Origin of the sequence: Candidatus Arthromitus sp. SFB-turkey, assembly GCF_001655775.1 — a bacterium.
GTDB lineage: Bacteria > Bacillota > Clostridia > Clostridiales > Clostridiaceae > Dwaynesavagella > Dwaynesavagella gallinarum.
Window position 1 is genome coordinate 38,521 of sequence record NZ_LXFF01000034.1, and the last position, 20,783, is coordinate 59,303.

Annotated in this window: 26 protein-coding genes; 23 read left to right on the plus strand and 3 right to left on the minus strand. The window is 26.2% G+C overall.

What is annotated here, in order from left to right:
- Positions 1 to 21 precede the first annotated feature (21 nt).
- The 5 genes from A6P36_RS06880 (at position 22) to A6P36_RS06900 (ending at position 2,342) form a co-directional block, all read left to right on the plus strand.
- On the plus strand, positions 22 to 540 hold the full coding sequence (locus tag A6P36_RS06880) for a SpoIIIAH-like family protein (RefSeq protein ID WP_066762484.1): 519 nt from the start codon (positions 22 to 24) through the stop codon (positions 538 to 540).
- A gap of 117 nt (positions 541 to 657) precedes the next feature.
- Positions 658 to 990, plus strand: coding sequence for an Asp23/Gls24 family envelope stress response protein (locus A6P36_RS06885; protein ID WP_066762486.1), 333 nt, complete (start codon positions 658 to 660; stop codon positions 988 to 990).
- A gap of 74 nt (positions 991 to 1,064) precedes the next feature.
- Positions 1,065 to 1,361, plus strand: a complete 297-nt coding sequence (locus A6P36_RS06890; protein WP_066762490.1) for a PTS sugar transporter subunit IIB — start codon at positions 1,065 to 1,067, stop codon at positions 1,359 to 1,361.
- Between the two features lie 19 nt (positions 1,362 to 1,380).
- Positions 1,381 to 1,704, plus strand: coding sequence for a PTS lactose/cellobiose transporter subunit IIA (locus A6P36_RS06895; protein ID WP_066762493.1), 324 nt, complete (start codon positions 1,381 to 1,383; stop codon positions 1,702 to 1,704).
- Positions 1,705 to 1,778: 74 nt separating this feature from the next.
- Positions 1,779 to 2,342: a DapH/DapD/GlmU-related protein gene (locus A6P36_RS06900; protein WP_066762498.1), complete on the plus strand. Its 564-nt coding sequence runs from the start codon at positions 1,779 to 1,781 to the stop codon at positions 2,340 to 2,342.
- A gap of 35 nt (positions 2,343 to 2,377) precedes the next feature.
- On the opposite strand, the gene A6P36_RS06905 is transcribed toward A6P36_RS06900, so the two are convergent.
- Positions 2,378 to 3,778: a cation:dicarboxylate symporter family transporter gene (locus tag A6P36_RS06905; RefSeq protein WP_066762500.1), complete on the minus strand. Its 1,401-nt coding sequence runs from the start codon at positions 3,776 to 3,778 to the stop codon at positions 2,378 to 2,380.
- A 178-nt stretch (positions 3,779 to 3,956) separates the two neighbouring features.
- Here A6P36_RS06905 and A6P36_RS06910 point away from each other — a divergent pair, with 178 nt between their 5' ends.
- The 11 genes from A6P36_RS06910 to A6P36_RS06960 all read left to right on the plus strand — a co-directional run bounded on the left by A6P36_RS06910 (position 3,957) and on the right by A6P36_RS06960 (position 12,196).
- Complete coding sequence (locus A6P36_RS06910) at positions 3,957 to 4,304, plus strand: hypothetical protein (RefSeq protein ID WP_066762503.1); 348 nt, start codon at positions 3,957 to 3,959, stop codon at positions 4,302 to 4,304.
- A gap of 21 nt (positions 4,305 to 4,325) precedes the next feature.
- A complete protein-coding gene (locus tag A6P36_RS06915; RefSeq protein ID WP_066762579.1) occupies positions 4,326 to 5,168 on the plus strand; it encodes a flagellin in 843 nt (280 codons plus the stop codon).
- Between the two features lie 23 nt (positions 5,169 to 5,191).
- The gene (gene flgB / locus A6P36_RS06920; RefSeq protein WP_066762506.1) at positions 5,192 to 5,557 is read left to right on the plus strand and encodes a flagellar basal body rod protein FlgB; all 366 of its coding nucleotides are present in this window, start codon (positions 5,192 to 5,194) and stop codon (positions 5,555 to 5,557) included.
- Positions 5,558 to 5,581: 24 nt separating this feature from the next.
- Complete coding sequence (gene flgC / locus A6P36_RS06925) at positions 5,582 to 6,004, plus strand: flagellar basal body rod protein FlgC (protein WP_066762509.1); 423 nt, start codon at positions 5,582 to 5,584, stop codon at positions 6,002 to 6,004.
- A gap of 122 nt (positions 6,005 to 6,126) precedes the next feature.
- Positions 6,127 to 7,134, plus strand: a complete 1,008-nt coding sequence (fliG, locus tag A6P36_RS06930; RefSeq protein ID WP_066762513.1) for a flagellar motor switch protein FliG — start codon at positions 6,127 to 6,129, stop codon at positions 7,132 to 7,134.
- Positions 7,118 to 7,921 (plus strand): FliH/SctL family protein, encoded by an 804-nt coding sequence (locus tag A6P36_RS06935; protein WP_066762521.1) that lies wholly within the window; start codon positions 7,118 to 7,120, stop codon positions 7,919 to 7,921. Before fliG ends, A6P36_RS06935 begins: the two co-directional genes overlap by 17 nt.
- A gap of 5 nt (positions 7,922 to 7,926) precedes the next feature.
- Positions 7,927 to 9,240, plus strand: a complete 1,314-nt coding sequence (gene fliI, locus A6P36_RS06940) for a flagellar protein export ATPase FliI (RefSeq protein WP_066762524.1) — start codon at positions 7,927 to 7,929, stop codon at positions 9,238 to 9,240.
- Between the two features lie 15 nt (positions 9,241 to 9,255).
- The gene (locus A6P36_RS06945) at positions 9,256 to 9,693 is read left to right on the plus strand and encodes a flagellar export protein FliJ (protein WP_066762527.1); all 438 of its coding nucleotides are present in this window, start codon (positions 9,256 to 9,258) and stop codon (positions 9,691 to 9,693) included.
- Between the two features lies 1 nt (position 9,694).
- Positions 9,695 to 11,008: a flagellar hook-length control protein FliK gene (locus A6P36_RS06950; RefSeq protein WP_066762529.1), complete on the plus strand. Its 1,314-nt coding sequence runs from the start codon at positions 9,695 to 9,697 to the stop codon at positions 11,006 to 11,008.
- Positions 11,009 to 11,033: 25 nt separating this feature from the next.
- Entirely contained in the window at positions 11,034 to 11,939 is a 906-nt protein-coding gene (locus A6P36_RS06955; protein WP_066762531.1) for a flagellar hook assembly protein FlgD, read from the plus strand.
- A 59-nt stretch (positions 11,940 to 11,998) separates the two neighbouring features.
- A complete protein-coding gene (locus A6P36_RS06960; protein WP_066762533.1) occupies positions 11,999 to 12,196 on the plus strand; it encodes a flagellar FlbD family protein in 198 nt (65 codons plus the stop codon).
- A 10-nt stretch (positions 12,197 to 12,206) separates the two neighbouring features.
- Here the strand turns inward: A6P36_RS06960 and A6P36_RS06965 are convergent, their stop codons facing one another.
- Complete coding sequence (locus A6P36_RS06965) at positions 12,207 to 13,280, minus strand: hypothetical protein (RefSeq protein ID WP_242861683.1); 1,074 nt, start codon at positions 13,278 to 13,280, stop codon at positions 12,207 to 12,209.
- A 227-nt stretch (positions 13,281 to 13,507) separates the two neighbouring features.
- Here A6P36_RS06965 and spoVAC point away from each other — a divergent pair, with 227 nt between their 5' ends.
- The 5 genes from spoVAC (at position 13,508) to holA (ending at position 18,196) form a co-directional block, all read left to right on the plus strand.
- Complete coding sequence (gene spoVAC, locus A6P36_RS06970) at positions 13,508 to 13,969, plus strand: stage V sporulation protein AC (protein ID WP_066762538.1); 462 nt, start codon at positions 13,508 to 13,510, stop codon at positions 13,967 to 13,969.
- A gap of 12 nt (positions 13,970 to 13,981) precedes the next feature.
- Positions 13,982 to 15,007, plus strand: coding sequence for a stage V sporulation protein AD (spoVAD, locus tag A6P36_RS06975; RefSeq protein WP_066762540.1), 1,026 nt, complete (start codon positions 13,982 to 13,984; stop codon positions 15,005 to 15,007).
- 3 nt (positions 15,008 to 15,010) lie between these two features.
- Positions 15,011 to 15,373, plus strand: a complete 363-nt coding sequence (locus tag A6P36_RS06980) for a SpoVA/SpoVAEb family sporulation membrane protein (protein ID WP_066762543.1) — start codon at positions 15,011 to 15,013, stop codon at positions 15,371 to 15,373.
- Between the two features lie 119 nt (positions 15,374 to 15,492).
- Complete coding sequence (locus tag A6P36_RS06985) at positions 15,493 to 17,172, plus strand: ComEC/Rec2 family competence protein (RefSeq protein WP_066762545.1); 1,680 nt, start codon at positions 15,493 to 15,495, stop codon at positions 17,170 to 17,172.
- 7 nt (positions 17,173 to 17,179) lie between these two features.
- On the plus strand, positions 17,180 to 18,196 hold the full coding sequence (gene holA, locus A6P36_RS06990) for a DNA polymerase III subunit delta (protein ID WP_066762581.1): 1,017 nt from the start codon (positions 17,180 to 17,182) through the stop codon (positions 18,194 to 18,196).
- A 39-nt stretch (positions 18,197 to 18,235) separates the two neighbouring features.
- Here holA and rpsT read toward each other — a convergent pair whose 3' ends face one another.
- Entirely contained in the window at positions 18,236 to 18,502 is a 267-nt protein-coding gene (gene rpsT / locus A6P36_RS06995) for a 30S ribosomal protein S20 (RefSeq protein ID WP_066762546.1), read from the minus strand.
- Positions 18,503 to 18,660: 158 nt separating this feature from the next.
- Here rpsT and gpr point away from each other — a divergent pair, with 158 nt between their 5' ends.
- Together gpr and A6P36_RS07005 are read left to right on the plus strand one after the other, a co-directional pair.
- Positions 18,661 to 19,620, plus strand: coding sequence for a GPR endopeptidase (gpr, locus tag A6P36_RS07000; RefSeq protein ID WP_066762548.1), 960 nt, complete (start codon positions 18,661 to 18,663; stop codon positions 19,618 to 19,620).
- 152 nt (positions 19,621 to 19,772) lie between these two features.
- The gene (locus tag A6P36_RS07005; RefSeq protein ID WP_066762554.1) at positions 19,773 to 20,774 is read left to right on the plus strand and encodes a stage II sporulation protein P; all 1,002 of its coding nucleotides are present in this window, start codon (positions 19,773 to 19,775) and stop codon (positions 20,772 to 20,774) included.
- The last annotated feature ends 9 nt before the right edge of the window (positions 20,775 to 20,783 follow it).

Below are 20,783 nucleotides of genomic sequence, written 5' to 3' on the forward strand. Positions count from 1 at the left end.
AATTTTAGGGGGATTTTTATTATGAATAAAAAACAAGCTGGGGTTATACTTGCATTACTCGCTTTAATTGTTTGTGCTGGAGTTTTAGCAGCAAAAGTTAATAGTTCAATGCAAGATTTAGGAACAATATCTATAACTGATGATGTTAGTGATAATACAACAGTTAATAAAGATTCAAAAGAAGGTGAAGTAGGCTATGACTTCTTTTATGAAGCAAAGTCTGTTAGAGATAAAAAATCAGCTGAAACTTTAGAATATTTAGCAGAAATAATAGATAATGAAAATGTCTCACAATTAGATAGAGATACTGCAGCAAAACAAAAAATAGCTTTAGTTATGGATCAAGAAAATGAAACAAAAATTGAGCTTGCTCTTAAAGGAAAAGGATTTGAAGAAATATTATGTTTAATTGAAAATGATAAAGCAAGAATTTTTGTTAAAAATACTGAAGAGCTTACAGAAAGTCAGAGAAAACAAATTCAAGAAGTTGTTATGAGTGTTGCTAAGATTAAAAATGTGGAAATTGAATTGAAGAAATAATTTATTTTTAACTGCTGGCTTGGTTTTAAGTTAGCAGTTTTTTGTTAAAATAAATATAGAATTTGAAATAATGATTTGATATAATTATAAAACAATTAATAGGAGGGAGTGGAGTATATGAATAATAGCATTGGTGTTGTTAAAATATCTGACGATGTTATAACAGTTATAGCTGGGATTGCAGCAAGTGAAATTAAAGGAGTATATCCACTATTTGGTGTTAATGGAAATAATTCTCTTAATAAAAAGGTTATTTCTAAGGGTATTAAGGTTACGGTTGGAGATAATAAAACAAGTATTGATATAAATGTAGCTGTAGATTATGGAATTAAAATTCCTTATGTTATAAGAGAACTTCAAGAAAATGTGAAAAATCAAATAGAAACATTTACAGGAGTTAAAATACAAGAAATAAATGTGTGTGTTCAAAAGGTTTTAAGTAAGGCATAGTTATAAAATTTATTATGTGTGCAGAAGAGATATTTTAAATTTATTATAGTAGTTGTCTAGGAGAATAGGAAGTTATGAAAAATATTTTGTTGGTTTGTTCATCTTGTATGTCAACTAATATGTTTGTCTTGAGAATGATAAAGTCAGCTAAATTAATGAATTTTGAAGCTAATATTTGGTCTTCTGGAAGTGGAAATCTTGAGGAAAATGTTTATAAGGCCGATATTATTTTGTTAGGTCCACAGGTTAGATATTTATTTGATAAAGTGAAAAAGATGGTAAATAGTCAGAAACCTGTTTTATTAATTGATTTGAAGGATTATAGCTCCATGAATAGTAAAAAGATTTTACAGGAGTGTTTAACGTATTAAAAATGGAGGTTATTTTATAATGAAAGATTTAGAGTTGAAAAGTTTTGAAATAATATCGAATGTTGGTAGTGCTAGATCCTATTATATTGAGGCAATAGGTTATGCTAAAAAATATGATTTTGAAAATGCAGATAAGTCTATGAAAAATGGAATAGATGCTTTTAATGCTGGTCACAATGTTCATTCAGAATTAGTTAGTAAAGAAGCTAGTGGAGAAAAAACTGAATTTAGTTTAATCTTAATGCATGCTGAAGATCAGTTGATGAGTGCGGAAGGATTTAAAATTATCGCTACAGAATTTATAGATCTATATAAAAAGTTACATGAAAATAAATTGAATTAATAGTTCTTTGTTTAATCACTTTCTTGGTTGGAGGTGATTTTTTATTTATAAAAATTTTTAGAAGGAGAAATTTAATGAATTTGGATAAATTTTTAGAGCATGTTAAACGTAATCTTCTCATTGAAGAAGATGAAATGTATGATTTAATGATGAATATTAATGATGAATCACGACAGATTATGGCTGAATTGAATGGTAAATATCATAACTCAGATGAAATTAGAAAATTATTTTCTCAATTAATTGGACAGCCTGTGGATGATACTTTTACAATGTTTCCACCATTTTATACAGATTTTGGTAAAAATATAAATGTAGGTAAAAATGTTTTTATAAATTCTTGTTGTTGTTTTCAAGATCAAGGTGGTATTACTATTGGAGATAATACTTTAATTGGACATAATGTTATATTGGCAACTTTGAATCATGATTTTTCACCAAATAAAAGAAGTATCCTTCATCCTAGTCCGATTGTAATAGGAAAAAATGTTTGGATTGGATCTAGAGCAACAATTTTATCTGGTGTAACAATTGGAGATGGTGCTATTGTGGCAGCAGGTTCTGTTGTTACCAAGAATGTTCCTTCTAACAAAGTAGTAGCAGGTGTTCCAGCTAAAGTTATAAAAGATGTTGAATAAAAAAATAAAAAGGCAGGATTTAATCCTGTCTTTTTTTACATGAATGAATTATCTATTTTAAAGTTTGGATCTTTGAATTTTTCCATATTAATTTGATTTAATTTTTTATCTACAATTAATGATGTAGTAAGAACTCCATTAACATTTATCATTGTTCTTGCCATGTCCAATATAGGATCTATAGCTAATATAGGACTTGTAAGATCAAAATATTGTCCAAATCCAACTGCAGAAAGATTTATTGAAGCACTTGTTGTTGCAGTACCAGGAACTCCAGCTATACCAACTGAACTTATTGTTATAACAAGTAGTGACATTACCAAGAAACTTAAATTAATAGGATTTCCAGTAATATTTGCTACCATTATAATTAACATTCCAGGAAATATTCCAGCACATCCATTCATTCCTGTGGTAGCTCCAAAACTTGCAACAAATGTTGAAGTTGATGAATTTGCTCCAAGTGAATCGAGAGTTTCAAGAGTTACAGGTATACATCCTAGACTTGATCTTGATGTAAATGCTAGTATAAGTACAGGAAATGCTTTTTTTAGGTATGTTATTGGATTAAATCCAAACACACTCAGTAATCCTAAATGAACAAGGAACATTATAAATGTAGCGAAATATAGAGCAAGTATAAATAATATTACATCTAAAATTGATTTGATTCCTCTTTGAGCTATTGTGTTAGCTAAAAGGGGAATTACTGCATATGGCATTAAATTTATTATTGTCATTGTTATACTTATTATAATTTTGTGTAGTGCTTCAATAATTTTTGAAAAATGTTCTATTGTTTTTCCAAAAGGCTTACTCATTTTTTTAGCAGCTGTACCAACAAAGATTGAAAATATAACAACGGCTATAACATTTGAACTTGACATTGCTTCTACAGGATTTTTTGGAATTAAATTTCTTAAAACATCAACTAAAGATTTAATTTCTTTAATTTGAGAAGTTCCACCAATTATATTTGAATTTAAACCAAGTTTAAATAAAAATGCTACTACTATTCCAATTAAAGTTGCAACGGCTACTGTTGAAAATAAGATTACTAAAGTATAAATGGTAAGTTGTTTTATTTTTGTGTCTTGTTTCATGTTTATTATTATGTGAATTATTGAAATAACAATTAGTGGAATTATTATCATTCTGATTAAATCAATAAAACCATTTCCAAATAATGAAAACCATTTTGTGGATTCATTTATCCAAGTTATTTCTGTAGGGTTTTCAGGAAATTTTGCTACAAATTGTATTGCAAATCCTAAAAGAATACCTATACCCGTTCCAATTAGCATTCTATTTGAAAAATTTATATGCTTCTTTTTAAGAAAAACCATAAACAAAAAAAGAAGTATTAATACTACTAACCACTTTAGAGTATTAAAAGAACTAATCATTAAAAAATCTTTTAAAAAAGTGTTGTCCATAAAAACTCCTTATAAAAAATTACTCTAATATATTTTAATACAACGTAATTGAATTTAACATATTAAAAATCTAAATTTATATAATTATTTTTTTAATATTCATAAGTATTATTTTTTTTCGAATATAAACGAAATAATTATTAAGAAAATTGAACATATTAATAGGAGAAAATTTATTATGATAGGTTTGGATATAAAATACATCAATGAATGTGATAAGTATATATTGCAGTTATCGAATTTTTTAGATAAAGTTTATGAAGTTACAGTTAAAAATGAAAATGTTGAAGTTACAAAAACTCATATAGGAGAATTTGGAAGTCAACTTGAAGAGCTTGTTAAATTCATACAGAATAATAAATTTTTAAATGAAAAAATATTTTCTAATGAAATTGATTTAAAATTTGCACTTGAAAGTTTTGGAGAGGCATTTCATTCAGAAAATTATGAACTTTGTAGTGAAATTTTAAAATATGAAATTAAATATATTTTGTATAAATGGCAACAAAAGATTAAGAACGTTTAGATGGAAGTAGGGAATTTTTATATGAAATTAACGTTTAACTCAAATGCATTAAAAACTTTAAGAGCGTATAAAAAAAATATTTCTGAACATTCTAGTAGCATAAATAATATCTCAAGTGGCAAAAAGATTAATTCTTCGAAGGACAACCCTAATCGTATTTCGAGATTAGGAAATTTCGAAAAAGAAATAAGAGGTCATCAAGCTTCTAGGAAAAATATTCAAGATACTGTTAGTATGATTCAATCAGCAGATAGCGTTATGGGATCTATTAATGAAAGAATAACAAGGGTTAGAGAGCTAACTGTTAGTCTCGGAAATGGATCTATGCAAGATGATGAAAAAGCTATAATACAGAATGAAGTTAATAGTTTACTTGAAGGAATAGATTATGAAGTTAAGAATTTTTCTTTCAATGGTTTGAACATATTAGGTGATGAAAATGTAAAAGATAATGCACAACATGGAGTTGTTGATGTATTATCAACTGGAAATGCGGGAGAATTTACAGAAGTTCCGAAATATAATTTGTCAACAGAATCTTTGGGAATAGGTGGATTGGATATAAATAATGAAGATATTTCATCAGTATTGGAAAAATTAGACAATGCTGCAAGTCAAGTTATTGATGCAAGGACTAAATTAGGAGCGATTAACAATACACTTGAAGATAAAATTAATCAATCTCAATCTTTAGAAGATGTTCTAGTTGGTTCAAAAAGTAAAGTTGAAGATGCAGATATTGCCCTTGAGATGGTTGAGTTTTCAAAAACTCTTATACTTACAGAAGCAAATATAAAAAATATGAGTAAGACGATTTATTTTCCTAATGATATGATTAATATATTGGGGAAATTATATAAATAATTTTAACTCAGGGTGGTGGAATAGTGTACAATTTGTTGAAAACAGCACTTGATGTTTCTGCTGTTAGAAAGGATATTATTTCGAATAATTTATCTAATATAAATACTAAAAATTTTAAGCGTTATGATGTTAAATTCGAAGATTTTTTAAATTATGAGGTAAAGCGTGCTCCTTTTAAAACTACTAATGAAAAACATATTTCTTTGGGAAGTGAATTTTATGAAATTGTTCAAGATAGAGGAACGAGCATGAGAAGTGATGGAAATAACGTTGATATAGATATTGAAAAAGCTAATCAAGCAGCTAATACTTTAATGTATAACGCATTAGTGTCAGTTATAAATAGTAAGTTTCAGCTTCTTTCAACAGTTGTAAATAATGGAAGATAAAACAGATTTAAATGAGGTGTTTTTGTGTTAAATAATGCTTTTCGTGCTATGAGAATTAGTGCAAGTGGTCTGGCTGCTGAAAGAATGAGAATGGATTTAATATCTTCAAATATTGCCAATTATAATTCTATAAAAACAGAAAATACAGAAGCTTACAAAAGAAAGATAGCAGTTTTTGAACAGTATTTAGATAGAAATGAAAAAGGTATGAGTAAGTTTAAGGGTGTTAAAGTTTCAAAAATTATTGAAGATAATACTCCATCAAAAATGGTTTATGATCCTAATCATCCTAATGCAAATGGAGAAGGATTTGTGGAGACTAGTAATGTTAACATTTTAAATGAAATGGCTGATATGATTATGGCAACTAGAGCTTATGAATCTAATGCGGATAATTTTAATGCTAATAAGCAAATGTTTATGAAGGCCTTAGAAATTGGAAAATAATAATTAAAAACTTCTATCACCAATGTTTAACGTATGAGTGTTAGAAGTTTTTTATTGTTTAAAAGTATGCTTAAAAATATAAAAATTTACACAAACTAATTTTACATAGGAGGGTATGCTTATTGAAAAAGAAAATTTCGGGTGTTCAAAAAACAGCAATTTTATTGATAACATTGGGTTCTGAAGTTGCATCAGAGATAATGAAATTTTTGAATGAAGATGAGATAAACAAGATTTCATTTGAAATAGCTACTATTAGTTCTGTAACAGTTGAAGAAAGAAAAGAAATTTTACATGAATTTATAGAAATGAATAAGGCTAAAGAGTTTTTGCTTGAGGGTGGATTTGAGTATGCAAAAAATATTTTGAGTAAAGCTTTGGGCAGTGATAAGGCTATTGAAATTTTAGATAAAATTAAGGAAGCTACTGATATATATAGACCTTTTACTATTGCGAGAAAAGCAGACCCAACTCAATTATTAAACATAATAATTGATGAGCATCCTCAAACTATTGCATTAGTATTGTGTTATCTTCAACCAGAAAAGGCAGCACAAATTTTAAGTTGGTTACCAGAGCATATTCAAAATGATGTTGCTTATAGGGTTGCCACTATAAGAAATACATCACCATATGCAGTTAAAGAAGTAGAAAGAGTTTTGGAATATAAATTATCTAACTTTGTTAAACCAGAGGCAACAGTTATTGGTGGAATTGAATCTTTAGTAGATATGTTAAACAGAGTAGATAGAAATACTGAAAGAAATATAACCAGTGGACTTGAAAATCAAGATAAGGAACTTGCGGAAAAGTTACGTGCATCTATGTTTGTCTTCGAAGATATTGTTACATTGACTTCTGCTGACATTCAAAAAGTTCTTAGAAATATAGATCAAAAAGATTTAGCTTTAGCACTTAAGGGAAGTAGCGATTCAGTTAAAGAACTTATTTTTAGCAATTTATCAAAGGGTGCTGCAGATAATGTTCGTGAAGAAATTGAATATATGGGACCAGTAAAATTATCTGATGTTGAAAAAGCTCAACAACACATAGTTGCAAATATAAGAAAATTAGATGAACAAGGTGAGATAATTATTGTAAGAGGAGGAGATGATGGAATTATACAATAGCAATAAAAACATTATAAAAAATAATAATAGAGAAAATACATCTAAAACAATTATAAGTCCTAATATTTATGATGCTTATAGTAGTCAAAATAACATTTCACGGGAAATAAAAACCAAAGATGAATTAATTAGAAAAATTAGAACAAAAAAGTTTAAGGTAAAGCGTGAAGAGATTTTAAAATTTAAAAAAATTGGTGAAATGCTAATAACTAGAGCTAAAAAGGAATCTGTTAAAATTTTAAATGAATCTTTAGAAAATGCACAAGTTGAAATTGTTCGTCAAAGAGTTGCTAGTAAGGTTCAAGGATATAAAGAAGGATTTGAAGAGGGAAAGAATAAAGCACTTCTTGAAATAGAAACAGAGAAAAATGAATTAATTAGTAGTGCGATGATGTTTTATGAAAATGCTCAAAAGGAAGCAAAAGATTATATTACATCAAAAGAAAGTGAAATAAAAGAAATGATATTTAGTATGGTTTCTAAAATTATAAAGAGACAGTTAAATGATGAAAAAGTTTTAAATGATATAATTTACGATTGTATAAAAAATATAAAAGATAAGCTTCCGGTAATTATAAAGTGTAGTGAATTTGATTACAAATCTTTACATGAAGAAGTACAAAAATGGAAAGATAAATCAGGAATATTGGGAGATTTTCATGTTGTTATAAATAAAGAGATTACTCGAGGAGATTTTTTGATAGAAAGAAATGGTGGAATTATAAAATACAGTGTTGAAGATAATTTAGATGTTTTAAAAAAAATAATTTTCAATGAGGAAGGCTAAAGTTTATGTATATAGATTTTAAAAAAATGAAAAATTCTCTTGAAAAAATTGAACCTATTTATGCAGAAGGTAGAGTTAAAAGACTTGTAGGATTGACAATAGAAGCTGAAGGAATAATTCCATTTGTAGGAGAGATTTGTTATATACATAATGATTATGGTGAAGAAATTGAGTGTGAAGTTGTAGGAATAAACCAAGAACGAAGTATACTTATGTCTTTTGGAGATGTGCGTGGAATTTCTACAGGTAGTAAAGTTGTTGCTACAAAAAAATTGTTAACGGTTAATATTTCTGAAGAACTTATAGGTTGTGTATTAAATGGATTGGGTAGAATTCAAATCGGAGATGAGCTTAAAAATTATGATGAATTTCCTATAGAAAATAAACCTCCTGTTGCAATAAATAGAAAACCTATTTCTGAGATAATTCAAACAGGAGTTAGAGCTATTGATGGAACTTTGACTTGTGGAGTTGGTCAAAGAGTTGGAGTATTTGCAGGATCTGGAGTTGGAAAAAGTACATTAATGGGAATGCTTGCTAGAAATGCTTCTGCAGATGTTAACGTTATTGGTCTTATTGGTGAAAGAGGAAGAGAGCTTCAGGAGTTTATTTACCACGATTTAGGTCAAGAAGGATTAAAAAAATCTATTATTGTATGTGCTACATCTGATGAACCAGCCCTCATAAGATTGAAGGCTTCGCTAGTTACAACAGCTATAGCAGAGTACTTTAGAGACAAAGGAAAAAATGTAATTTTAATGATGGATTCAGTTACAAGATTTGCAATGGCTCAAAGGGAAGTCGGTCTTGCAATTGGAGAACCACCAGCAACAAAAGGATATACTCCTTCTGTCTTTGCTCTTCTTCCAAAACTTTTAGAGAGAACAGGTCCTTCAGATAAGGGATCGATAACTGCTTTTTATACAGTTCTTGTTGATGGAGATGATATGAATGATCCGATTGCTGATACAGTTAGAGGAATTTTAGATGGACACATTGTTTTATCTAGAGCATTGGCACAAAAAAATCATTATCCAGCAATTGATGTATTAAAAAGTGTTAGCAGGCTTATGTCAAAAATAGTTTCAGATGAACATAAAGAACTTGCGGGAAATGTTAGAAATTTGCTTGCTGTATATAAAGAAGCTGAAGATTTGATAAATATAGGAGCTTATGTTCATGGTAGTAATCCAGAAATTGATAGGGCTATACAATATATTTCTCAAATAAATGAGTATTTAAAACAGTCTACTTCTGAAAATACAAGTTATGAGCAAAATTTAACTATTCTAAAAGGTATATTTAATAATTTGATTTAAGGAGGTTAGGTGTGTATGAAAAAATTTAAATATTCTCTTAATAAGTTGTTGAATATGAGATTAAGACTTGAAAAAGAAGCATCGCAAAAATTTACAGATATAAGTTCAAAGATTAAAGTGATTGATGACAATATACAAACATTAAACGAACTTTATAAAAAAAATGCATTTGCTACATGTAGTACAAAAATAGAAGATATTATAAAAACAAATTATAATTACTATTTAGAAAATTCTATCATGCTTAATAAAAAAGAAAGAGAAAAAATGAGTAAAGAATATGAATTCAGATTTGAAGATTATAAGAATAAAAAGAAAGATAGAATGGTATTAGAAAAATTAAGAGATAAAGAATACGAAGAATTTTTAAGAGAGCAAGATAAAGAAGAACAAGATTTTTTAGATGAATTATCACTTAATATGTATTACAAAGAATTTGAGGAGGGGAGATAATATGAATGTAAATTTAAATAATTTAAATGCTTCAATTTCAAAACAAGATTCAGTTAAACAAACGAAAAATAATGATAGTGAAAAAAAATCAAGTAGTTTTGAAGAATCATTAAATGATTCTTTGAATTCTGTTAATAAAAACAAAGATTTAAATAAAAATGTATCTAAAATAAATAATGAAAATGAATTTAAAATAAATGAAGATAGTATTAGTGATGAAAATTTGGAAACTTTGGAGAGTATAGTATACTTATTAAATTTAGTTTGTAATGAAAAAATTGATAATAATGAAAATGTTTTTAATTTTAACGATAATTTGGAGATAAATTTTTCAGAAGAAGGGAGTTTAAATTTATTTTCTGAAAATAACATTGATGAAAATGCTTTATCTAAAATTTTATATAATTTGGGAGTTGACCAAAATAAAATTGATCTAAAAAATATTTCTAAAGGGGAAGTTGTACAAAATATTTTAGATAATAGTGAAGGATTTAAAATGATTATTAAAAATGAGATTTCTCAATTTGATGAAGAAAATCTTGATGAAAATATTTTGAAATTTTTAGATTCTGAAAATTTTTTAACTGATAAAGAATTATTAAGTAATATAAAAAATGAAATATCTATTAAAATAAATAGAGCAATATCTGAAAAAGTTTCTAATGAAAATGTTGAAAATGAAAAAATTAATGTTTTGAATGAAGTTGAAAATTTAAATACAGTAGATGAATTTAAAAAATTAAATTCCAACAGTGATATAAAAAATGATACGACTAATATTGAAAATATTTTAAAAGAAATTTCAGGTGAGGTAGAATTAGATAAAAATATTGAAAGTTATTTTGTTGATACTCTTAGAAATAGTGATTTGCCAAAAGAAGTTATTGAAAAAACAATTGATGCTACAGATACAACTAAGTTTGTTAAAGAATTTATTGAGAGTATAAAATATATGTCTACAAATAATAAATCTGAAATGATTGTTAGAATTAATCCAGAACATTTGGGAAAAATGGATATAAAATATGAGGTTGTGAAAGATGCTGTTAGACTTATGATAAGAGTTGAAAATGCCGAGGCATTAAAACTTATAGATAATACGATTGTTGACATAAAACATATGATTAGAGAAAATCATCAAATTAATCTAGATAATATTCATGTTGATCTTCAGCAATTTGAATTTAATTCAGATAATCATAACTCAAGACAAAATGAGGGACAAGATAATCAAAAAAGCAAAAATAGTATAAAAATAGAGGATGAAGAGATTATAAAAGATGAGAAAAATTTAAGATCAGGAATTTTAGTTTAAAAATTTAATATTTTGGGAGGTTCCAATGGATATAAGTAAAAAAATTCAAACTTCTTGGAATTCAAATACTAAAACTAAAATGGGAACTTCTAGTAATACTATGTCTGAAAATAAAGAGTTTGAAAATTTGTTAAAGCAATTGGAAAATCTTGAAAATGATGATGAACAAGAAATTGATACGAGAAGTTCTTCAAATTCAAGATCGGGAAATGTTTATGGTGGACAAACTACAGATAGAGGAACTAAGATTATTCAGCCTGGTGAAGATATGGATAAAAATGCTTTCTTAAGAATTTTAGCTGCACAAATGGCCAATCAAGATCCTACTCAACCACAAGATGGTACAGAATATGTTTCTCAGTTTGCACAGTTTGCGGCAATGGAACAAATGTCAAATTTAAATAATACAATGAGCCAATTTGCTTCTCAATCTCTCATTGGAAAAGGTGTTATGCTCAATGCTTATGATAAAAATGGAAATATAATAACAGGTATTGTTAGATCAGTTTCACAAAGTGGATCTAAAATATTAGTTGGTGTTGAGTATTTTGATGAAAAAGGAGAACTTGTTATAGGAGAATTTGAAAATAATGATATTGCAAATGTTATAGATGTACAAGATAATAGGTTGGATTATATAAATAACAATATGGCAATGTTAGTTGGATCTAGTATGATTGATAAGAATATTGAATTTATAGTTTCATCTGAGGAATCTGAGGGTAATGAAGATCAAGTAGATAATGAAACAAGTGATGGAGAAACAACGACTCCAGTTTATGAAACAATGAATGGAATTGTTGAAAGTGTAGTTGTTGAAAATTATATGATAAAACTTAGAGTTAGAGTAGATGGAAGTGATGAAGTTCAAACAGTTACATTAGACAAAGTCATAAGAGTTGATGGAGAAAAATATGTAAATAATTTTTAAATAAGAGTTAAAATAATTCTTATTTGTTATGATAGAATATTTGTGTAGGAGGTTATTTTATGATTGAGCTTACTAGAGTTAATGATACAATTTTCTATCTTAACTGTAATGAAATAGAAAGAATAGAACTTATACCAGAAACGGCAATTATACTTCTAAATGGAAAAACATATATAGTAAAGAATTCTGCTGAAGAAGTAATTGAAAAGATTGTACAATTTAACAGAAAGATACATGTAATAAATAAAAGTGTATAGGATTATTTTCCTATACACTTTTTATTTTATCTAATGAAGAACACAAATTTTTAATTAACTTAAGATCATAAATGACTTTACCACAATTATTTTGCATTAAATTTATTTTTTCAGGGTTTAAATGTGGCTTCATAGAATTTATGTTTCTTAGATAGTTGTCAACAAATTCAGAGTAAAGTTCATGCATTTCAGTTAAAACTCTAATATATTCTTCTTTATTTTTATCTATTAAACGTTCTTTTTCAATAAAAATTCTTGAAAAAGTTATTTTACCATTTGAACCAAGTTCTATTGATTTACTTAAAGAGTAATTTTTCAAAATATTATTTTTGTACTCATTAAGTTCAACTATTTGACTTTCAAGACTTTCAATAAATTTACTTAAATCAATCTTTTGTGAATTTGAGTCAATATGGAAATCAACCATTTCAATTAAATCATTAAAAGTATTTTCCTTATATGTGATTAATTTATCTAAATTTGTTAGGATTTTTTCTCTAGCTAATTCAGCTTTATTTTTTTGTTCCGAACTTGCATTATCAACAACTTTAAGATTTTTGAGATTTACATTTTTAGTTAATGAAGATTTTTTGTTTTTCTCCAAGTTAATGTCAACATTTTTAATTTCATTATCTGTAAATTCATTTGTATCAATTTTTTGATTTGTCTCTTGAATGTTAGAATTATGATTTTCAAAATCTTCGTTATTATGTTCAAAATTATGAGGTTGCGTATTTTCGATGTCATTATTGATATTTTGATCTTTTTCAATAAATTGTTGATGTTCTTGAGATTTTTGAAAATTATTATTAAAAGCATTTATTATGTCTTTAACGTCTGCTAATTCTGATTTATATTTTGAAAGATTAGAACCATGTTTAATAAGTATGTCAATCAAATCATATTTCAAATTTACGTTTTTTAAATTGCAAATCTCTGATGCCAAATATAAAATATCTGAATATTTGGATTGTATAATTTTTTCCAAATATGAAAGGCGTTTGTTTAGATAATTTATATCGTCTAGTGTATATTCTTTGTTTGCATAATTTGGATTTTTATCGTTTGTTAAATATAGGTCCATTGACATAGAACACCTCACAATTAGAAAATTAACTAATTATATACATAATACTATAAATTTAAATATAATTCAATAAAAATTAAATTTTATAAACTTTTATTAAAAAAATACTTATTTTATTAATCGGTTATTAATTGAATTAATTAAATAAAGAAAAGTATAAAATACTTAAATATAGTCATAATAATTCTAAATGAAATTTTAACTTTTAGGTTGGGGTGAATATTTTGAATTTTGACGAAACGCAACTTAAAAATTTTTTTCAAACCTACACAACGGAATTAGAACCGAAACCAAATTATATTAAGAGAGTTATTATGGCTTTTATAGTTGGAGGGATTTTTTGTGTTTTAGGAGAGTTTTTATTTAAATTGTATGAGAGTTTCGGATTTGAAGAAATGCAAGTTCGTTCTTTAGGTGCAATTACAATGATATTTATTGGAGCGTTTCTAACTGGAATAGGTGTTTATGATAGAATTGCAAACATTGCAGGGGCTGGAAGTATAGTTCCTATAACTGGATTTGCAAATGCAATGAGTTCACCTGCTATAGAATTTAAAAAAGAAGGAGTAATATTTGGAACATGTGTAAAAATGTTCACTATTGCAGGTTCGGTTATAGTGTTTGGAATATCTTCATCTGTTTTAGTTGGGATTGTATATTTTATATACAATAAAATTATAGGTTAGGTGGTTGAAGTCATGAGTTGTAATAAAAGAGTTGGAACTCAAACTGTTGAACTTAAAAATAGACCTAAACTAATTGCTGCAACAAGTGTTGTTGGACCTAAAGAAGCAGAAGGACCTCTTGGAGATTATTTCGATATAAAACTTAAAGATGATAAAAATGGAAAAGATACTTATGAAAAAGCAGAATCAAGTATCTTATATACATCTATAACGGAGAGTATAAAAAAAGCAAACTTAAGTGAGGAACAAATTGATTATTTGTTATGTGGTGATTTGCAAAATCAAATAACGTCATCAAATTTTGCTGCTAGAGATATAAAAACTCCTTTTATAGGATTGTATGGAGCTTGCTCAACTTTTTCATTATCTCTTAGTTTAGGTGCAATGTTTATTGATGGAGGATTTGCAAATTATGTTGTCACAGGAGCATCTTCTCATTTTAGTTCTGCAGAAAGACAATTTAGATTTCCTCTAGAATATGGAAGTCAAAGAGCAACAACATGTCAATGGACTGTAACTGGAGCTGGATCTGTTTTGCTTGGGAAAGATGGATTTTATCCAGAAGTTACCTATATAACCACGGGAAAAGTTAAAGATTATGGAATAAAAGATGTAAATAATATGGGAGCAGCTATGGCTCCATCAGCAGTAGATACAATATATACTCATTTTAAAGATACAGGAAGAGATCCAAATTATTATGATTGCATTGCTACAGGTGATCTTGGTAAATTTGGAAGACAAATAACAGAAACTATGCTTAAAAGTTTAGGTTGTGATATTTCAAAAATTTATGTTGATTGTGGTGAGAGTATATATGATAACGGAAGGCAAGATACTTTTTCAGGAGGAAGTGGGTGTGGATGCTCAGCATCAGTTTTCACAGGATATTTTTACAAACAATTGATTGAAGGAAAAATAAGTAAAATTTTAATAATTTCTACTGGTGCGTTAATGAGTCCTACGACAACTTTTCAAGGTGAAAGTATTCCGGGAATTGCTCATGCTGTTGCTATTGAATTTAATACTAGGAGGTAGTTTATGAATTACGTTTGGAGTTTTTTACTTGGTGGAATTATATGTGCGATTAGTCAAATTTTTATGGATAAATTTAAAATACTTCCTGCATATATTTTGGTTTTTATGGTTTCGTTTGGTAATATTTTAGCTTTGTTTCCTGGTTATGATTTTTTAGTTAAGAATGCAACAGGTGGAGCTTGCATACCAATTTTAGGTTTTGGATATAGTTTGGGAAAATCTGTTATCGAAAAGGTAAATGAATTAGGGTTTTTAGGTATTATAACAGGTGGTTTAATGGGAGTTTCTGCCGGTATTACTTTTGCAATTTTTATATCTTTTATTTTTTCATTTATATTTACATCTAAAACTAAATCTTTGAAATAGTATTATAAAAATCTCTCAGAGTTTTCTCTGGGATTTTTATTTTTTTGAAATTTTAAACCCGAATAAAATATACAAAATATGGAAAAATTCAAAAGATTATATATAAAGGTATTTTTGATATGAGATTATTTGTTTATTATTTTTTAAATGTTATATTGTCGATTTTATTGGGAATTTTTTTGATTCAGCAGAAAAAAATTATTTTTATTGTAATTTTAATATTTATATCTTTATTGATATTAAAAAATAAATTTAGTAATATTGTAAGACTAATTTTGATTATTTTAAGTTTTATAAGTTTTATTAATATAATCAGCTATTACTCTATTCAAAATGATTATGTATCGTTGAAACAATTTAGAGTGGTTAATAAAAATTCAAAAGATGTGATTTTGAAATCGAGAGATATTATTTCTAGGAAATATATAATTAAAGATTTTGAAAATTTAGATGACATAAAAATAGGTATGATTTTGAATTTAGATGGAGAAATCAAAAAATTAAGTTATTATGATGTTGGTATTGTAGGAGAAATTAAAAATTATAAAATAAATGAATTTAAAACAGATTTTATATACAAATTTATAAATATGAAGAATGTTATTAAAGATTTTTTTGTTATGAAATTTGGAGATGAAAAAGGAAATATTTTATCTGGATTGACATTTGGAGACACAAGTGGTTTGGATAAAGAATATAAAAATGATTTGAAATCTTTAGGATTAGTACATATATTGAGTGTTTCTGGATTCCATATGAATCTTATTTTTATGTTTATTTCAAAAATTTTGAGTGTTGCTCCTTCTTTATTTATAAGTTTTTTATATTTGATGTTTACAGGAGTTAAAGTCTCTGGTATAAGAGCTTTTACTATGATGTTTTTAAAACAAACTGCACCTAAATTATACAGAACTTATGATGGGATTAATGCTTTGTGTGTGGCAGGGGTTATTATACTTTTACTAAGACCATATGAAATTTTTAATATGGGATTTGTATATTCATTTTCTGCAACTTTAGGAATTTTGATGTTTAATCGTAAAATAAATGATTATTTTTACAAAATGCCTAAGTTACTTGCAGATTCTGTATCATTAATATTGAGTGCTCAAATATTTATTTTTCCAATTAGTATTTTGATTGAGAGAAAATTAGAATTTGGATTTTTATTATCGAATATGCTTTTAGTTCCTTTTTATAGTGTTTTGATGATTTTTGGGATTTTGTTTGTATTTTTTGGAATGGTTCCAATAGTTAATGAAATAATTTTATATTTAATAAATTTTATTTTCGCTGTAATTGACGGAGGAATATTATTTATTAAAATCATAACGCCTAAGGGAATTTATTTAAATGATTATATTATTATTTTCATACTTTGTTTGTATGTAATTTATTTTTTGAGTAAAAAAGTATCTTATAATAAAATTAAAAATATTCCAATTTTGTTGTTTGGTTTATGTTTTATATTTTTGAATGTTTTTGATTTGAAAGTTGAGTTTGGAAAATATTTTGATAAAAATTATGTGATACTTAGAAATAAATTTAGAAGTTATATGTATGTTGATAAAAAAATAAAGGATACACAAACCTTAGAAGAGAAATTAGGAGTAGATAAGGTTTTTCAAGATGTAGATGAAAAAGAGATAATGTTTTCTAATAAAAGAATTAATATTAATTTTAATGATGATAAAATTTATGTAGAAATTAATAGGAGACAAATTGATGTTTTAAATGAAGAACATACAGCAAGATATTATTCAGATATTTATCCAAATAAGTATTATGTTATTTTTTAGGAGTTTTATGTTAAATTATAGTTCGCTTATGCAAGAATTAGAAAATATAAAGAATTGTTATTTTATATATAGTTATGATTATGGATTAGTATTTAATTTTTTAAAAAAGGTAGAATCAAAAATAATTAATAAAGATATTAGAGAGTTTAACTATATAACAATGAAATTTGATAATAATTTTAATGTTGAAGATTTTTTTGAAGTTTGTAATACAATCCCAATGATGCAAGATAAAAAAGTTGTTGTTTTAGAAAATGCTACGTTTTTAAAAGGAGAAAATGAAAATAAAGAAGTTGTTAGTAAATTAAAGCAATATTTTGAAAATTTACCTACATATTGTGTTGTTATTATTTATTACGTTTTTCAAGAGCAGGAAAAGAATAAAGATTTATTGAGTAGTTTTTCCAAGTTTGGGGAAGTTTGTAAAATTCAAGAGCTTAAAGGAGAAGAATTTTATAAAGAAGTATTATCAATTTTCAAAAAATACGATGTATCGATAAAACCAAATTTAGTTAGATTTTTTTGTGACAGGGTTGTAAATGATTTTTTTCATATAGAAAATGAGATTTTGAAGTTAAAGTCATTTATAAATGATAAAGAAGTTACTAAAGAAGATATAGAAGAGGTTGTCTCTAAAAGTTTTGAACATAATGTATTTATATTTATAAATAATGTTTTAGATAAAAACTTAAAAATATCTTTAAAAGTGTTAAAAGAACTTATTAGTAATGGTAAAGAATTAAATTATATATTTTCAATGTTGACTAGTCAGTTTTTAAAATTTTTAGACGTGAAAACAATGCTTGTTTCAGGATTTGATAGCAGTGAAATAGCAAAAAAGACAAAAATTAATCAATATGTTTTAAAAAATTTTGTAAGGTTGTCAAACAAATATTCTTTAAATGAATTGATTAATATAATTGATGGATTTTTAAATATAGAACATAAAGTTAAAAAATCTAGTAATAGTGATATTGTTTATGAAATTGAAAATTACATAGTTACCATATGTTTAAAAAATTAAAAAAATCTAATACCATTTTAACTAATGGTATTAGATTTTTTAAGCTTGAGCTTTATTTAATTTTAATGCTAATCTAGATTTTTTTCTAGCAGCTTTGTTTTTATGTAAAATTCCTTTAGATGCAGCCATATCTAGAGCTTTAGTAATTCTGCAAAATTCATCACTAGCTGAATTCACATCATTATTTTCTAGAGAAACTTCAAATTTCTTAATCATAGTTTTCAAAGCAGATTTTATCATCTGATTTCTCAAAGTTTTAGTTTGAGTAACTTTGATTCTTTTTTTAGCTGATTTTATATTTGCCATAAAATTTTTTCACCATCCTTTAGATTCGAACACAAATAATACCTCCACTATATCATTGTTTAATAATAAATTCAAGTTATTATTAAATAATTTAAAAAAATTTACACAAAATAATACGGTGAATTTTTAAAAATGACTAAAATCTAAGGAGACAAGTTATGAGTTATAAAGTTGAGGATAAAGATAATAAGCAAGAAAATGATTTAAATAAGATTTTTGAGGGAAATCCTGATATAGATTTTAAACAAATTGAAAAATTTAATGTAAAAATTTCTAAGATAAAAGTCAAAAATAAACGAGGGGAAAAGCTATTAGGAAAAAAAGTTGGATATTATTCTACACTTGAGTTACCAAAATTAACTTATTATGACGCTAATATGATGGACAAGATAAGTTTAATGTTTGGAGATGTATTAAAAGAATTTATAAGTATGGATTCGGATAAAACAGCTCTTGTTATAGGACTTGGAAATTGGAATGTAACTCCTGACTCCCTTGGACCTAAGGTTATTTCAAAATTATTTGTAACGAGACATTTAAAGGAATATATGCCTGAATCTATAGGAAGTGATGTTTCATCTGTATGTGCTTTATCTCCAGGAGTTTTAGGTATAACTGGAATTGAAACAAGTGAAATTGTAAAATCGTTAGTTGATAGAGTAAATCCTGATTATGTTATTTGTGTAGATTCGCTAGCCGCTAGAAAAGTTTCAAGACTTAATACTACAATTCAAGTTGGAAGTACAGGAATAAATCCTGGAGCTGGAGTTAATAATCAAAGAACTCCTCTTAATGAAGAAACTTTAGGAGTTCCAGTTATAGGTATTGGTATACCTACAGTTGTTGATGCGTTAACGATAGTTAGTGATAGTATTGATTCGATATTAAGAAATATTTTGAAAGATGTTGATGAAGAATATATAGAAAAAAATTTTTTGAATAATAATAAAATGGAAATTATAAGAAAAAATTTATCTTTGTGCATGGGAGAAATGATAGTAACCCCAAAAGATGTTGATGCAGTTATAGAATCAATGTCAAAAATGATTGCTATGGGTATAAATATTGCACTTCATCCGAATCTTGATATGGATAGTTTAAATAAATTTATAAATTAAAAAATAAAAAAAATAATACAAACTAAGAAGCCAGGTGTAGATTTTGTGATAGTAAGTTCTTGATGCTTTCTGCAATTTCAGGCACTTGCTTGCTCANNATAATAATAAAAAGAGAACCTCCTCATATAATTTTTATGAGGGGGTTAAATTAAATGCAACTCATGAAAAAAAATAAAATAACTTTTGGCGATTTTAAAGTTGTTGGAATTGTTTCAATAATTGCTATTATTATTTTATGGATAATATTAAAGACGTATATTGTTTATTTTAATATTTCTGGAAACTCAAATTATGCTTATATTTCGATACTTAAACAAAATTACATACCATCATTTGATGATAATTATTTTGAAAATTCTAAGGATACATTTTTTAGAGATGTTAAAAATATTTTGGGAATAAATATATTAAATCCAATTTCTATAATTGAAAAAGAAATTAACATAATGAAATCTACATATGTTGATGAAAGTAAATTGTCTTCAAATATGTATAATGAATTAGATGATGTTATAAATGACAGTAAAAATAATACTTCTGTATCTAGAAGTTATAGCGATAGAAAAATTAGAATTCTTATATATCATACTCATACAACAGAGGCCTTTAAACCTGCTAATAATGATTCGTTTTATGAGCAGTATAATATAGTTGGAATCGGTGATGTTTTAAAGAAAGAATTAGAGAAAAATTACAATGTGGAAGTTATACATGATAAAACTATACACAATACTACATATATAGAAAGTTATAAAAGATCTGGAGAAACTCTTGATAAATATTTATCTGAAATAGAAGATTTTGATTTAATATTGGATCTGCATAGAGATTCTTTGGATAATAAAAAACTTGTTACAACAAATATAGATGGTAAAGATGTTGCTAAAATAATGCTTGTTGTTGCTAAAAATAATCCTAATTATTTGGAAAATGAGGAATTAGCTATTGATTTAACTAGTTTGGCAAATGATTTGTATCCAGGATTTACAAGAAGTGTTTTCTATTATGAAAGAGGTAGTAATGCATTTAATCAAACCAAATCTTCAAAACTTGCGTTGATTGAGATAGGTGCTCAGCTTAATAATGTTGAAGAAGCTATAAATTCTGCAAAATTATTAGCTACAGTTATAGGTGAATATTTTGTACAAGATTAATTATATTGA